Source organism: Actinomadura rugatobispora (assembly GCF_055379765.1).
Map to the genome: position 1 here is coordinate 12,230,181 of NZ_AP029191.1, position 14,699 is coordinate 12,244,879.

Sequence of the window (14,699 nt, forward strand, 5' to 3'; positions counted from 1 at the left end):
GCTCTGTTGTGTTCGCGCGCGGTCAGCCGTTGATCGCGGCCATGACCCCGCCGTCCACGAGGAGGTCGATGCCGTTGAGGAAGCTCGCGTCGTCGGAGAGCGCGAAGCCGACGACGGCGGCGACCTCCTCCGGCCGCCCCTCGCGCGCCAGCGGCGTGCGCTGGAGGAGCATCTGCATGCTGGTGTGCTTCTCCGCCTCCTGCCTGCCCTGCGGGGTGTCGATGAGACCGGGCGAGACCGAGCACACCCGCGCGCCGACCGGCCCCAGCCGCACGGCCTCCTTCCGGACGAAGCGGTGCACGCCGCGCTTCGCCCAGGAGTAGGCCAGCCCCGGGTCCTCGATGGACGGCCCGACGGCTGCGCGGAGGCGATCGGCGAAGTCCTCGCCGAGCGGATCGTCGAGGACCTCCAGCGCCGCGGGGTCCGGTTCGTCCGGAGACAGCAGCGGCGCCATCGAGGCGAAGTGCACCATCGCGGTGCCGGCGGTGGCGAGCGGGCGGAGCGCCTCGGCCAGCAGTGCCGTCCCGACCAGGTCCACCGTGAGGATGCGCCGCCAGTCGGCCATCGTCGGTGAGATGCCCGCGGCGTGCGCGACGGCGCGCAGCGTGCCGAGCTCCCCCACACGCGCGGCCAGACGGGCGAGGCCCTCGGCGTCGGTGACGTCGAGAACGAAGGGCTCGGCCACCGGCCCCGCGCCCGAGAGCTCCTTCGCGGCCGCGGACACGGCCGCCTCGTCCCGGTCGACCAGCACCAGGTGGTCCACCAGGGGGCCGAGCCTCCGCGCGCACGCCAGCCCCATGCCGCGCCCCGCTCCGGTCGCGATGCCCACGGTCGTCATTGGCGGTTCCCTTCCGTCGCCTGCCGGGCGGGGGTCGCCCAGCACCGTTCCAGTCCCGCCCGCGCGGCCGTGCTGACCAGCTCGACGCGGAACCCCGTCGTGCTGCGCTGAAAGGTGAAGAACGGCTTGCCGTCGGGCCCGGTCCTGCTCGCCTCGAGCACGTAGCCGTTGCTCGCGAGCTCGGCCGAGTCCGCGGCCACGTCCTCCGACCAGAAGCCGATGTGGTGGACGCCGCCGGGAGCCGGTTCCCACATGGTCCCCGGGATGCTCCGGACGAGCTCGAGTCGCGGCACGGTCGTCGAGAAGGCGCATCTCAGGTTGAGCACGGCCTCGCCGGACGGCAGCGTCACGGCGATCGGCTCACCGATCTCCGGACCCCACTCGTGGCCGAATACCGCGGACAGCGCGTCCATCGTCGTCTCGAACTCGGCGGTGACGATACCGAGGTGGAACTGGTCGCCGGGCTTCATACCGGCACCGTCCGCACCCGCTTCAGAATTGCATTCTCCATGACAAGAAGTATATTCTCACGACGCGAGAGGAGGCGCAATGGGGTGGGACTTCGAGACCGAGCCCGGGTACCAGAAGAAGCTGGACTGGGCGGACGAGTTCGTGCGCGAGGAGGTCGAACCGCTCGATCAGCTGTGGGGGCATGAGACCTTCCTCCCGAGGGACGACACCAAGCGCAGGATCCTGGAGCCGCTCAAGGCCGAGGTGAAGCGGCAGGGGCTGTGGGCGACGCACCTCGGGCCCGAGCTGGGCGGGCAGGGCTACGGCCAGCTCAAGCTGGCGCTGCTGAACGAGATCCTCGGCCGCTCGCCGTGGGCGTCGCACGTGTTCGGGTGCCAGGCGCCCGACACCGGCAACGCGGAGATCATCGCGCACTACGGCACGACGGAGCAGAAGGAGCGCTACCTGCAGCCGCTGCTGGACGGCGAGATGTTCTCCAGCTACTCGATGACCGAGCCGCAGGCCGGGGCCGACCCGACCCGGTTCACCTGCCGGGCCGTCAAGGACGGCGACGAGTGGGTCATCGACGGCTGGAAGTACTTCTCGTCCAACGCCAAGGTCGCCTCGTTCCTCATCGTGATGGCGGTGACCGACACCGAGGTGAGCCGGTACGAGGGCATGTCGATGTTCCTGGTGCCCACCGACACTCCGGGCATCAAGATCGAGCGCAACGTCGGCCTGTACGGCGAGGCGATGAACGAGGGCTTCCACGCGCTCATCCACTACGACGGCGTGCGGGTGCCCGCGGACGCGCTGCTGGGCGGTGAGGGCCAGGCCTTCGCCGTGGCCCAGACCCGGCTCGGCGGCGGCCGCATCCACCACGCCATGCGCACCATCGGGCTCGCGCAGAAGGCCCTGGACATGATGTGCGAGCGCGCGCTCTCCCGTGAGACCCAGGGCAGCCGCCTGGCGGACAAGCAGTTCGTCCAGGGCTACATCGCCGACTCCTACGCGCAGCTGACCCAGTTCCGGCTGTTCGTGCTCTACACCGCGTGGGAGATCGACAAGTACAACGACTACCGGAAGGTCCGCAAGGACATCGCCACGGCCAAGGTCGTGATGCCCACGGTGCTGCACGACATCGCCTGGCGGGCGATGCAGGTCCACGGCGCCCTCGGCACCACCAACGAGATGCCGTTCTTCCAGATGATCCACGGCGCGGGCGTGATGGGCCTGGCGGACGGCCCGACCGAGGTGCACAAGGTCACCGTGGCCAAGCAGGTGCTGCGCGGCTACAAGCCCAGCGGCGACCAGTGGCCGACCGAGTGGATCCCGAGGAAGGCCGAGGCCGCCAAGGCGAAGTTCGCCGAGTACCTCGAACACGAAGTGGGGAACCTGTGATCGACTTCCAACGGCTGGCCGGCTGGATGGACTCCGCCGGGCTGCCCGGCAAGGGCGCCCCGATCGAGCACCGCTTCCTCTCCGGCGGCACCCAGAACGAGATCTACGAGATCATCCGGGGCGACGAGCGCTGCGTCATCCGGATCCCGCCGCCGGAGGCGCCCGCGGACCGGGACAAGGGCATCCTGCGGGAGTGGCGGATCGTCGAGGCGCTGGACGGCACGGAGGTGCCGCACACCAAGGCGGTCGCGGTGTGCGAGGACGCCTCGGTGCTCGGCCGCCCCTTCTACCTCATGGGGTTCGTCGAGGGCTGGTCGCCCATGGGCCGCAAGACCTGGCCCGAGCCGTTCGGCAGCGACCTCAAGGCGCGGGCCGGGCTCGGCTACCAGCTCGCCGAGGGCATCGCCCTGCTGTCCAAGGTGGACTGGCGGGCCAGGGGCCTGACCGACCTCGGGCGCCCGGACGGCTTCCACGAGCGCCAGGTGGACCGCTGGACCGCCTTCCTGACCCGGATCAAGGGCCGCGAGCTGCCCGGCTTCGAGGAGGCCGCCGGCTGGCTGCGGACGCACCGGCCGATCGACTACATCCCCGGCATCATGCACGGCGACTACCAGTTCGCCAACGTGATGTTCCAGGACGGCGCCCCGGCGCGGCTCGCGGCGCTGGTGGACTGGGAGATGGGCACCGTCGGCGACCCCAAGCTGGACCTGGGCTGGATGCTGCAGGGCTGGCCCGAGGACACCGACGCGCCGGAGGCGTCCGAGTCCAGCTACAAGGACCTGCGCGGGATGCCCTCCAAGGAGCAGCTGCTCGCGCACTACGCCGAGGTGTCGGGCCGGCAGGTCGACGACATCGACTACTACCTCGTCCTGGCCAAGTGGAAGCTGGGCGTGGTGCTGGAGCAGGGCTTCCAGCGGGCGGGCGACGACGAGAAGCTGCTGGCGTTCGGCCCGATCGTGCTCGACCTGATGAAGGACGCCGCCGACCTGGCCGAGTCGAGCGGGTACGCGTCATGACCGGCGAGCTGCTCAGGGAACGGCGCGGCGCGGTGCTGATCGTCCGGTTGAACCGGCCGGAGGCGCGCAACGCCCTCAACGTCGCGCTGATCGACGGGATCGGCCGCGCGATGCTCGACGCCGAGAACGACCCGGAGATCCGGGCCGTCGTGCTGACCGCCGCGGGCGACCGGATCTTCTGCTCCGGCATGGACCTGCGGGAGTTCGCCAGTGGCGGCGGCGGCACGGCCTCGGCCGAGGGCATGGCGGGCTTCATGCGGCTGGCGCAGGGCGAGCTGGCGGTGCCCGTGGTCGGGGCCGCCAACGGCACCGCGGTCGGAGGCGGGCTCGAACTGCTGCTGGGCTGCGACGTCATCGTGGCCGCCGAGACCGCCAAGTTCGGCCTGCCCGAGGTCAAGCGGGGCCTGTACCCGGCGGGCGGCGGCACCAACATCGGCACCCGCATCCCGCTGGCGATCGCGCTGGAGATGACGATGACCGGCGACCCGATCGAGGCCCGCCGCGCCTTCGAGCTGGGCCTGGTCAACGCCGTCGCGGCGCCGGAGCGGGTGCTGGACACCGCCGTGGAGATCGCGGAGCGGATCGCCGGGAACGCGCCGCTGGCGCTCGCGGCCATCAAGGAGCTGGTGCGGCTCGCGGTCACCGACGCCACGCGGGCGGCCGAACGCAACAAGGACCTGCAGGCGTCGGTGTTCTCCAGCCAGGACGCCATCGAGGGCGCGGCGGCGTTCGTGGAGAAGCGCAAACCGGTGTGGACGGGCCGGTGAGGCGGCGTTCCGGGCCCGTTCGCGGGTGACCCGGCGAACCGACTCGGCGCGGTGACCGAGGTCGCCGGCGGCGCGCACGATGCCGTCGCCGGCGACCGCTCACCGCCACGGGAACGGTCCGTCCAGGGCGCTCACCCTGGACGGGGTCTCAGAGGTCGTCCCCGCCGTCCGGGACGATCAGCACCTTGCCGGCGGAGGCCCGGTTCGCGACGGCGGCCATCGCCTCGGTCGCCCGCTCCATCGGGTGGACGGCGTGGATGTGCGGCTTCAACTCCCCCGCGTGGAACAGCCGGGCCAGTTCGGCGCGGCCGCGCCGCAGCGCCTCGGGGTCGCGCCGGCCCCAGCCGCCGATCTCGAAGCCGCGCACCGTGACGCCCTTGAGCATGACCAGGTTGAGCGGGATGCGCGGGATCTCGCCCGCGGCGAAGCCGACGGACACGAAGCGGCCGCCCCAGCGCATCGCGCGCAGCGCCGGCTCGGCGTGCTCGCCGCCGACCAGGTCGATGACCACGTCGGCGCCGCCCGCGTCGGCCAGCCGCCGCTTCAGGTCGTCGTAGGGCAGCGCGGTCTCGGCGCCCTTGGCCAGGCACAGCTCGCGCTTGGCCGCGGACGAGGCGACCGCGATCACGCGCGCGCCCAGCAGCCGGCCGAGGTCGACGGTCGCGAGGCCGACGCCGCCGGCCGCGCCCAGCACCGCCAGCGTCTCGCCCTTGCCGAGCTCGGCCACCAGGGTCAGCGAGTGGTAGGCGGTGGCGTAGGCGACGCCGAACGCCGCGGCCGCGCGCATGTCGATGTCGGGCGGCAGCGCGGTCAGGCTGGACGCGGCCACCACCACGCGCTCCGCGAAGGCGCCGACGAACGTCGAGCCGGACACCGCGTCACCGGGGGCGAACCCCTCGACCTCGGGCCCGACCTCGACGACCCGGCCGGCGAACTCGCTGCCGGGGGTGAACGGGACGGGCGCCTTGACCTGGTAGGTCCCCTGGACGATGAGGATGTCGGAGAAGTTCACCGCGGCGGCGCGCACGTCGACGACGACCTGCCCGGGGCCGGGCGCGGGATCGGCCAGCTCCTCCAGCGTGAGGCCGTCCAGGGGACCGTGGACTGAGCAGCGTAGGGCCTTCACCGGCGTCCTCCTCGAGCGCGTACCTGCGGAGCAGCGCTCCGAGAATAACATTCTCTCCTCCAAGAACGGCCATTCGACGCACTTGAAGGAGCGCACCGTCCTGTGATCACATACGTTCCGGTGACAAAGAATCGCGTTCTGAGGCTGGGAGGGACAGGTGCGCACAGGGCTGGCCGGCAAGGTGGTCATCGTGACCGGGGCGACCGCCAACATCGGGCGGGCCACGGCGCTGGCCTTCGCCGAGGAGGCGGCGCGCGTGGTGGTCGTCGGGCGGGACGCCGAGGCCGGCGCGCGGGTCGTCGAGGCGGCCCGCGAACGCGGCGCGGCCGAGGCGCTGTGGCGGGCCGCCGACGTGACCTCCGAGGACGAGGTGGACGGGCTGGTCGCCGACGTGATCGGCCGGTTCGGGCGGGTCGACGTGCTGGTCAACAACGTCGGGGGCAACGCCGCGGTGACGCCGTTCGTCTCCTCCGCCCCGGAGCAGTGGCGCGAGGACCTCGACATCAACCTGATGAGCACGCTCCGCTGCACCCACCGCGTGCTCCCGCACATGCTCGGCCAGGGCGGCGGCCGCATCGTCAACATCGGCTCGATGGCGGCGCTGATCGGCGACCCGTACATGGCCGTGTACTCGGCGGCCAAGGGCGCGGTGCACTCCTTCACCCGGGTCCTCGCACTGGAGATCGGCAAGTCCGGCGTGACCGTCAACGCCATCGCGCCCTACGGCACCGTCCCCGAGGACCTCGCCGGGGAGACCAGCTCCGGCAGCCGTTTCCACCCGCGGACCGGACTGTTCACGCGGCCCGGGGCCAGCCGCTCGGAGGAGCGCGCCGCGTTCCGCCGGACGACCGCGCTCGACCGCGGGACCGCCAGGCCGCAGGAGATCGGCGCGGCGGCGGTGTACCTCGCCTCCGACCAGGCCGCCTTCGTCACCGGTCAGATCCTGCAGATCGACGGCGGCGTGGCGCTCACCTGACCGGGCACCGCGGAGGCCACGATGCCGGGACGGCGATCGACCCGTACCTCACCCGTCGACGAACGCGGTGTCCTGCTGGTCGTACACACCGGTGAACACCTCGGTCGGCGGGAGCGGCCAGGCCGCGACGGTCGGCATGATCCCCTCCCGATGGGCGAGGTGGGCCATGCTCTCGAGCCGTCCCGAGTAGCCGGCCGGCCGGCGCAGCATCCAGGCGATCCCCTCGGCCGCGACCGCGGGCGCCTCCCAGCCGCTGTGGTCGACGCCCGGCATGTTGGCCAGCGTGCCCTCGGAGGCCACCGGCACGTCGATCCGGAAGCAGTTCACGGCGATGCGGTCGGGGGCGAGCTGCCGGGCGAGGTCGACGGTCATCCGCTCGAGCGCGATCTTGGCGATGCCGTAGGACATCAGGCCCGGCACCGGCTTGAGCGCCGCCAGGGACGAGACGTTGACGACGCGCCCCTCGCCGGCGGCGCGCAGGTGCGGGACGGCGTGGCGGATCGCCTGCAGCGGGGCGTCCAGATCGATCGCCATCACCAGGTCGTGGCGGCGCAGCGGGATGTCGAGGTCGCCGACGAACGTGACCGCCGCGTTGTTGACCAGCACGTCGAGGCGGCCGAGTTCGGCGACGGTCCGCTCGACCATCCGGGTCACCTGGTCGCGGACGGAGAGGTCGACCGGCACGGCGACCGCGGTCCCGCCGGCCGCGCGGATCCGGTCGACGACGTCATCGAGAGTGCCGGGGGTGCGCTGCGGGCTCTCCCGCGTGGCGCGGGCGGCGCACGCCACCGCGTACCCCTCGCCGGCGAGGGCGAGGGCGGTCGCCGCTCCGACGCCCCGGCTGGCGCCCGTGACCAGCGCGACCTTCTCGATATGAGCGCTCTTCATATGGAGAACACTACTCTCGCACCCAAGAGCCGCATATGCATGCGGGAGCGGCGCGCCGCCTCGCGTGACGGAACCGAGCGGGAGGAAACGTGAAGCTGGGATTCGCCATGCCGCACCTGCTGCGACTGAAGGCGACCTGCCAGCCGTGGGAGGCGGCGGTCACGGGCGCGGACCAGACGCGCCTGGCCAGATGGGCCGAGAAGCTCGGCTACGCCATGATCAGCGTGCCCGAGCACCACATCATCCCCAGGGCCCACGTCGAGCTGTCCGGGCCGCACTACTTCAGCGCCTACCCGGCCATGGCCTACCTGGCCGGGGCCACCGAGCGGATCCGCGTCAACTCCTGCATCGCGATCCTGCCGGCGCAGCACCCGATCGTCACGGCCAAGGCGCTGTCCAGCATCGACTGGCTGTCGGGCGGCCGGGTCACCGTCACCTTCGGGGTCGGCTGGCTGGAGGAGGAGTTCGACCTGCTCGGCGTCCCCTTCCACGAGCGCGGCGCGATGAGCGAGGAGTACGTCCAGGCGATCATCGAGCTGTGGACCAAGGAGGAACCGGAGTTCGAGGGCCGGTACGTCTCCTTCCGCGACGTCGCGTTCGAGCCCAAGCCCGTCCAGTCCCCGCACGTGCCGGTGTGGTTCGGCGGCGACGCCGACGCCGTGCTCAGGCGCGCCGGCCGTTACGCCTCGGGCTGGTGGCCGTTCCTGACCAAACCCGAGGACATCCCCGCCAGGCTGGAGTTCATCAGGTCCCAGCCCGACTACGCCGGCAGGCTGACCGAGGTCTTCTACGGCTTCGCCACCTCGCGCGTCGGGGAGGGCCACGCCGTGCGGGACGATCCGCGCGCCCGGCCGGGGATGACCGGGCAGGAGATCATCGACCGGCTCGGCTGGTTCGCGGAGCTGGGCGTGACGATGAGCTCGGTGCCGATCCCCCCGCTGCGGCACATCGACGAGTACTTCGACTACACCCAGTGGGTGGCCGAAGAGATCATGCCGGCGGTCGCGTAGCGGTGGCCCGGCACCGCGCGGCCGCGCCCCGCACGAGGCCGGGGCGTAAAGTCGAATATGACATAAAGAATCAAAGATTCAATCAGGGTGGAGAGGTGAGGGCGAGTGGCTGACGATCTGGGCGCCGCCGGGTTGCGCTTCGAGCGCCGGGGGCCGATCGGCTGGTGCTTCATCGACCGGCCGGAGGCCAGGAACGCGTTCACCCCGGCGATGTACTTCGGCATCAAGCGCGCCGTGCGCCTGGTCAACGGCGATCCCGATCTGGCGGCGCTCATCATCACCGGAACCGGTGACGTGTTCGCCCCGGGCGGGGATCTGGGCGGCCGGGACCAACCCGGCGACGCGGTCGTGCCCGACATCGGCCACGAGATCCTGCCCTTCCTCACCATCCGCGACAGCCGGGCGCCGGTGATCGCCGCGGTGAACGGCATCTGCCAGGCCGGGGGGCTGCTGATCGCCATGCTGGCCGACATCGCCGTCGCCAGCGACCGGGCCGTGTTCCGGGCCCCGGAACTGCTGCGGGGCATTCCCGACGCCACGTTCGCCGCCGTCCTGCCCGCCCATGTCGGCGTGGCCGTGGCGCGCGACCTGCTGCTGTCGGCGCGCCGGTTCGACGCCGCCGAAGCCCAGCGGCTGGGCGTCATCTCACGGGTCGTGCCCCACGAGGAGCTCCAGGAGGCGGCGCACCACGCCGCCGCCGAGATCCTCCAGACCCCGCCCATGACCCGCATGCACGTGAAGCGGATGCTGAACGAGCGCTACGGGGTCATCGACTACCAGACGATGTTCTGGGCCCTGGAGGAATCGCCCGAGCCGCGCGAAGGGATGAAGGCGTTCATGGAGAAGCGTCCCCCGAGCTGGGTGCCGCCGGGGCTCACCGGCGACGGCGGCCCGAGCTGAGCCCTCCCGGCCGCTCCCCTCGTCGCCTGAGAAGGGCGTCGGTAGAATCCCGTTCTCCTCGCACGCACAGTGAGGAGTGCTCGCCACCGACAACTCGGATGCGGCCCGCCGGCGGGCATCGGTACCTCTGACGCGGCACCCGATACCGCGGGCGGTCGCGAAGACGCCCAGATCGCCCCGTGATCGGGGGGTTCCGCAGCGACCTTTCCCGAGAGTAATATTCTCGGTATCGGAAAGGGGTATTCTTGTCGGTCGGCAGCGCCCTCAGAGCGTCTCGGCCTGCCCGGACCGCCACGCCCCGGGAGGAAGACCGTGCAGGCACAGGTCGACACGACCCGCCGCCGGGGGCGCACGAGGAGCACATCCGGGCGGCGGTCCGCTTCCGCCGGGAACACGCGATCGCCATCTCCTGACTTCCACCCCCCGAGATCATCCGCCGCCCCCATGGCCCGAAAGCCGTCTCAGAGAGGAGCCCCGTGAGCGTGGACGAGGACCGCAAGAAGAACCGCTACGCCTTCGACCGGCACACCCCCGAGTACCGCGAGCAGTTCGAGACCATCACCCAAGAGATGCAGCAGAAGTGTCCGGTCGCCTGGTCGGACACCCACGGCGGTCACTGGGTGGCCGCGGGCGCCCAGCAGGTCTTCGAGATCGCCAGGTCCGCCGAACTGCTGTCCAACGAGCACGACGTGAACGGCAGCCTCGGCCACGGGTACAAGGGCATCACCGTCCCCGCCCCCAACCCCTCGCCCCCGGTGTGCGGCGGCTTCCTGGAGATGGACCCGCCCGAGCAGCGCCACTACCGGCAGGCCCTCAACCCCTACCTGTCCCCCTCCGCGGTGAACCGCTGGATCCCGATCATCGACGAGGTGGTGCGCGCCTCGCTGGACGAGCGGATCGAGACGGGCCGGATCGACTTCGTCGACGACCTGGCCAACGTCGTCCCCGCGGTCATCACCCTGGGCATGCTGGGCATCTCCGTCCACAAGTGGCACATGTACAGCGAGCCCACGCACGCCTCGGTCTACACGCCGCCGAACACGCCCGAGATGCAGAAGGTGCGCGAGCAGCAGTCGGCGATGTTCGGGGACGTGGCCGCCGAGATGGGGGCGATCCGCGAGAACCCGCGGCCGGGCCTGATCAACGCGCTGGTGACGGCGGAGATCAACGGCAACAGGCCCGACGACCTGGAGCTGCTGGGCGTGATCGCGCTGCTCATCGGCGGTGGTTTCGACACCACCACCGCCCTGACCGCGCACGCCCTGGAGTGGCTGTCGGAGCACCCCGGCGAGCGGGAGCGGCTGTCGCGCGAGCGCGACACCCTGCTGAACCCGGCGACCGAGGAGTTCCTGCGCTTCTTCACCCCCGCGCCCGGCGACGCGCGCACCATCACCGAGGACTGCGAGATCGCCGGCACCCGGTTCGCGGAGGGCGAGCGGGTCTGGCTGTCCTGGGCGATGGCCAACCGCGACCCGGCGATCTTCGACAACCCCAACGAGATCGTCATGGACCGCAAGGGCAACCGGCACCTGGGCTTCGGCCTGGGCATCCACCGCTGCATCGGGTCCAACCTGGCGCGCACGGTGTTCAAGCGCATGGTCGTCCAGGTGATGGACCGGATGCCCGACTACCGCTGCGAGCCCGAGGGCACGGTCCACTACCAGACGATCGGCGTCATCCAGGGCATGCAGAAGCTTCCGGCGACCTTCACCCCCGGTTCCCGGCAGGGCCCCGGGCTGGAGGAGACCCTGGACAACCTCCAGCGGACCATCGAGGAGGAGCGGCTGGCCGAGCCGGTGACCACGGCCAGGTCGGCGGCGAAGAACGCGCGCTGACCGCGCGCACGGTGCCGGGCGGACGCGGCGTCGCGTCCGCCCGAGGACCGGGGCCTCCCCGGTACCGCGGCTCGACGGGAAGGGAACGATGCAGCCGGAACGGGTTCTCGCGCTGGAGGGCGCCACCAACTTCCGCGACCTCGGCGGTTACCCCACCTCCGGCGGCGGGCGGACCCGCTGGGGCCGGGTCTTCCGTTCGGACGCGCCGCACCGGCTGACCGCGGCGGATCTCGCCGCCGTCCGGGAGCTCGGCCTGCGCCGCGTGTACGACCTGCGCACCGACGAGGAGCGCGCCCACTCCCCGTCCGCGCTGCCCGCCGGACTGACGCGGGAGGCGCTGCCGATCGGCGGCGGCGCGAAGGAGACCAGCGGCCTCGGCGTGCTGTTCGCCGAGGGCCGGTTCGCCGAGATCCCCGCGGACTTCCTGGCCCGGGTGTACCGGGCCATGATCGACCACAACGCCCCGGCGTTCGGCCGGCTGCTGACCGGGCTCGCCGACCCGGCCCGGCTGCCCGCGCTCGTCCACTGCACGGCCGGCAAGGACCGCACCGGCCTGGGCTCGGCGCTGCTGCTCACGGTCCTCGGCGTGGACGAGGAGACGGTGCTGGACGACTACGAGCTCAGCGCCGCCCACTACAGCGAACCCCTGATGGCGAGGATGCGGGAACGGCTCGCGAAGGCGGGCATCGACGAGCGGCAGTACCTCGCCGTCTTCGGCGCGTCGCGCCAGGCCATGGCCGGAGCCCTGGCCGTGCTGCGCGAGGAGCACGGCTCGGTCGAGCGCTACCTCCTCACCCGGGCCGGCCTCTCCCCCGGCGTCCTCGACGACCTGAGGACGCACCTGGTGGAGCCCGCCGCGACCGGCCCGAGCGCGCCCGCCCGCAGCGCCGAGCCCGCGGTGTAGGACGGGGCGCCGGGGTGCGCGGTCAGCCCGCCACCCCGATCCCGCCGGCCCCGTAGCGTTCGCGCAGGAGGCGCTTGTAGAGCTTGCCGCTGGGATCGCGGGGCAGCTCGTCGACGAAGTCCAGCGTTCTCGGGCACTTGTAGGTGGCCAGCTCGGCCCGGCAGTAGGCGAGGATCTCCTCGGCCAGCCCGGCGCCCGTCGTCACGCCCTGGGCGGGCTCGACGACCGCCTTGACGGCCTCGCCCATCTCCTCGTCCGGCACGCCGATGACCGCGACGTCCGCCACGGCGGGATGGCCGACCAGGACGTTCTCCGCCTCCTGCGGGTAGATGTTCACCCCGCCCGAGATGATCATGTGCGCCCGCCGGTCGGTGAGGTAGAGGTAGCCGTCCTCGTCCAGGTACCCGATGTCGCCGAGGGTGCGCCAGCCCCTGTCGTTGGTCACCGACGCCGTCTTCTCCGGGTCGTTGTGGTACTCGAACGACCGGCCTCCCGCGAAGTACACCGTGCCCGGCTCGCCGGGCGGCAGGTCCCGGCCGTCCTCGCCGACGATGTGGCACTCCTGCGCCGGCCTGCCGACCGAGCCGGGGTGGGCCAGCCACTCCTCGGGCGTGATGGAGGTGTGCCCGACGTCCTCGGTGCCCGAGTAGTACTCGTGGATGATCGGGCCCCACCAGTCCAGCATCCGCCGCTTCACCGAAACCGGGCACGGCGCCGCCCCGTGCGTGGCGATGGCCAGGCTCGACAGGTCGAAGCGATCGCGTTCCTCCGCGGGCAGCCGCAGCATGCGGATGAACATCGTCGGGACGAACTGCGCGTGGGTCACCCGGTGGCGCTCGATCAGCTCCAGGCAGCGCAGGGCGTCGAACCTCTCCATCACCACGACCGCCGCGCCGAGCCGGTGCATCGACATGGAGAACACCAGCGGCGCGCCGTGGTACAGCGGAGCGGGCGACAGATAGACCGAGCCCGCCCCGCCGCCCTGCATCACGAGCCCCTTGGCGATCTGGACGGGAGCCGACTCCGGATCGCCCAGCCGCGTGCGCGGCAGCGGCTTGCGCACGCCCTTCGGCCGCCCGGTCGTGCCGGACGAGTACAGCATCTCGCGCCCCTCGCACTCGTCGGGGAGCGGGTCCGCGGGTTCCGCGCCGAGCAGGTCCTCGTAGCGGTCGAAGCCCGCGAGCCCGCCCGCCGCCGTCAGCCGGACCGGGATCCGCGACAGGTCCAGGCCGGCGACCACGTCCGCCATGGCCTCGCTGGTCACCAGCGCGGTGGCCCCGCAGTCCTCCAGCACGTACTGCACCTCACCGGGACGCAGATGGCTGTTGATCGCGGTGTAGTAGAGGCCCGACCGCTGCGCCGCCCACGCGACCTCCAGATACGCCCGGTTGTTCTCCATGAGGATCGCGATGTGATCGCCCGCCCGGAGACCGCGGGAGCGCAGCGCCCGGGCGAAGCGCACCGACCGCTCCTCCAGCTGCGCGAAGGTCACGACCTCCCCGCTCGTCCCCATGATGATCGCGGGCGCGTCCGGGGTGGCCCGCGCATGCCAGGTCGGGGTCATCGGCTCGACCGCCCTCGCCGGATCGCCGTCCTCGTCCCGCCGCTCCCGTCGCACCGCCATGCGCCCTCCTCGCCGCGTCCCCACCGGAAGAATGATCTTCTCCCCGTAGAGAAGAATATTCTCGGCGCGGGACGGGTGCAATGGCCATCTCTCCCCGACCCGCCGCCCGCAGCTCAGGAACCGCCGCGGAAGGCGAACTGGAGCACGTCGGCCACCGGGCGGTAGCCGAGCCGCGGGTAGAGGCTGTTGGTCGTCGGGTTCGCGAGATCGGTGAAGAGCACCACCTCGCGCGCGCCCGCGTCCAGGGCCGCCCGCGTGGCCGCCGCCGTCACCGCGCCCCCGTACCCGAGCCGGCGACGCTCCAGCGGCGTGTAGACGGGAGCGACCCGCGCCATCCCGGCGACGACGCGCGTCCTCCCTGCCAGCGACACCGGCTCGCCGTCCACCCACAGGAGGTAGCCGCCGTAGTCGAGCTTGTCGTCCGTTACGGCGGGATTCACACCGTGCGGCAGCCCCGCGTCCTCCCTGAAGGCCGCCAGCCAAGCCAGCAGAAGCCTCCGGTCGTCGCTCGTCGCCAGGCGGGCCTCGCCCGGCACCCGGGGAGCCTCGAGCCGTTCCAAGCGGTAGAGGCGTTCCCGCAACTGCACTTCGCCGGCGCGCCCCGTCCGGTGCTCCCAGGCCGCCGCGAAAGTCTGCCCCACCGCCGCCTCGGCGCCCAGACCGGTCACCTCATCCGGGAGGACCTCCACCAGTTCCCGGACCGCCGGCTCAGGCATCGGGCTCAACTGGACGGCACGCGGCGGCGTGTGCACGAACGCCCCGCGCACCTCCCCCGTACCCGATCGCCACCATCCGAACGAAGGGTCGAGATCCCCATAGACGTGCACCCCGCGCACGCGCAGCGTCTCCGTCACGGTGAGCAGAACCGTGTTCCGCACCGGATCCGCGTACAGGAACCCACCCGCGGCGGCGAGGAACTCCTCCGGGTTCCCTGAAACGTCCCAGCTCATCCTCCATGGTCACC

14 protein-coding genes are annotated in these 14,699 nt (G+C 71.9%); 8 read left to right on the forward strand and 6 right to left on the reverse strand.

Going from position 1 to position 14,699, the window contains the following annotated elements; translation table 11 throughout:
• Positions 1 to 22: 22 nt before the first annotated feature.
• Together ACZ466_RS54920 and ACZ466_RS54925 are read right to left on the reverse strand one after the other, a co-directional pair.
• Positions 23 to 838: an SDR family oxidoreductase gene (locus ACZ466_RS54920; protein WP_378281908.1), complete on the reverse strand. Its 816-nt coding sequence runs from the start codon at positions 836 to 838 to the stop codon at positions 23 to 25.
• Positions 835 to 1,308: a VOC family protein gene (locus tag ACZ466_RS54925; RefSeq protein WP_378281907.1), complete on the reverse strand. Its 474-nt coding sequence runs from the start codon at positions 1,306 to 1,308 to the stop codon at positions 835 to 837. The genes ACZ466_RS54920 and ACZ466_RS54925 overlap by 4 nt, the downstream gene beginning before the upstream one ends.
• Before the next feature lie 79 nt (positions 1,309 to 1,387).
• Here ACZ466_RS54925 and ACZ466_RS54930 point away from each other — a divergent pair, with 79 nt between their 5' ends.
• The 3 genes from ACZ466_RS54930 to ACZ466_RS54940 are packed head-to-tail and all read left to right on the forward strand — an operon-like array spanning position 1,388 to position 4,472.
• Positions 1,388 to 2,689, forward strand: coding sequence for an acyl-CoA dehydrogenase family protein (locus ACZ466_RS54930; protein ID WP_378281906.1), 1,302 nt, complete (start codon positions 1,388 to 1,390; stop codon positions 2,687 to 2,689).
• Positions 2,686 to 3,705 carry a phosphotransferase family protein gene (locus ACZ466_RS54935; protein WP_378281905.1) on the forward strand — a complete coding sequence of 340 codons (1,020 nt, stop codon included), beginning with the start codon at positions 2,686 to 2,688 and terminating at the stop codon, positions 3,703 to 3,705. Before ACZ466_RS54930 ends, ACZ466_RS54935 begins: the two co-directional genes overlap by 4 nt.
• Positions 3,702 to 4,472: an enoyl-CoA hydratase-related protein gene (locus tag ACZ466_RS54940; RefSeq protein WP_378281904.1), complete on the forward strand. Its 771-nt coding sequence runs from the start codon at positions 3,702 to 3,704 to the stop codon at positions 4,470 to 4,472. Before ACZ466_RS54935 ends, ACZ466_RS54940 begins: the two co-directional genes overlap by 4 nt.
• Before the next feature lie 148 nt (positions 4,473 to 4,620).
• On the opposite strand, the gene ACZ466_RS54945 is transcribed toward ACZ466_RS54940, so the two are convergent.
• Positions 4,621 to 5,598: an NADPH:quinone oxidoreductase family protein gene (locus tag ACZ466_RS54945; RefSeq protein ID WP_378281903.1), complete on the reverse strand. Its 978-nt coding sequence runs from the start codon at positions 5,596 to 5,598 to the stop codon at positions 4,621 to 4,623.
• A 157-nt stretch (positions 5,599 to 5,755) separates the two neighbouring features.
• Between ACZ466_RS54945 and ACZ466_RS54950 the strand changes: the two genes are divergently transcribed.
• Positions 5,756 to 6,574: an SDR family NAD(P)-dependent oxidoreductase gene (locus tag ACZ466_RS54950; RefSeq protein ID WP_378281902.1), complete on the forward strand. Its 819-nt coding sequence runs from the start codon at positions 5,756 to 5,758 to the stop codon at positions 6,572 to 6,574.
• Between the two features lie 48 nt (positions 6,575 to 6,622).
• Here ACZ466_RS54950 and ACZ466_RS54955 read toward each other — a convergent pair whose 3' ends face one another.
• The gene (locus tag ACZ466_RS54955) at positions 6,623 to 7,462 is read right to left on the reverse strand and encodes an SDR family NAD(P)-dependent oxidoreductase (protein ID WP_378281901.1); all 840 of its coding nucleotides are present in this window, start codon (positions 7,460 to 7,462) and stop codon (positions 6,623 to 6,625) included.
• An 89-nt stretch (positions 7,463 to 7,551) separates the two neighbouring features.
• Between ACZ466_RS54955 and ACZ466_RS54960 the strand changes: the two genes are divergently transcribed.
• From ACZ466_RS54960 to ACZ466_RS54975, 4 genes are all read left to right on the forward strand, one after another.
• Entirely contained in the window at positions 7,552 to 8,472 is a 921-nt protein-coding gene (locus ACZ466_RS54960; protein WP_378281900.1) for a TIGR03619 family F420-dependent LLM class oxidoreductase, read from the forward strand.
• 105 nt (positions 8,473 to 8,577) lie between these two features.
• A complete protein-coding gene (locus ACZ466_RS54965; RefSeq protein ID WP_378281899.1) occupies positions 8,578 to 9,372 on the forward strand; it encodes an enoyl-CoA hydratase/isomerase family protein in 795 nt (264 codons plus the stop codon).
• Between the two features lie 476 nt (positions 9,373 to 9,848).
• A complete protein-coding gene (locus ACZ466_RS54970) occupies positions 9,849 to 11,207 on the forward strand; it encodes a cytochrome P450 (RefSeq protein ID WP_378281898.1) in 1,359 nt (452 codons plus the stop codon).
• 88 nt (positions 11,208 to 11,295) lie between these two features.
• Positions 11,296 to 12,111 carry a tyrosine-protein phosphatase gene (locus ACZ466_RS54975; RefSeq protein ID WP_378281897.1) on the forward strand — a complete coding sequence of 272 codons (816 nt, stop codon included), beginning with the start codon at positions 11,296 to 11,298 and terminating at the stop codon, positions 12,109 to 12,111.
• 22 nt (positions 12,112 to 12,133) lie between these two features.
• Here ACZ466_RS54975 and ACZ466_RS54980 read toward each other — a convergent pair whose 3' ends face one another.
• Together ACZ466_RS54980 and ACZ466_RS54985 are read right to left on the reverse strand one after the other, a co-directional pair.
• On the reverse strand, positions 12,134 to 13,735 hold the full coding sequence (locus tag ACZ466_RS54980; RefSeq protein WP_378281896.1) for an acyl-CoA synthetase: 1,602 nt from the start codon (positions 13,733 to 13,735) through the stop codon (positions 12,134 to 12,136).
• Positions 13,736 to 13,848: 113 nt separating this feature from the next.
• A complete protein-coding gene (locus ACZ466_RS54985; RefSeq protein WP_378281895.1) occupies positions 13,849 to 14,685 on the reverse strand; it encodes a GNAT family N-acetyltransferase in 837 nt (278 codons plus the stop codon).
• Positions 14,686 to 14,699: the final 14 nt, after the last annotated feature.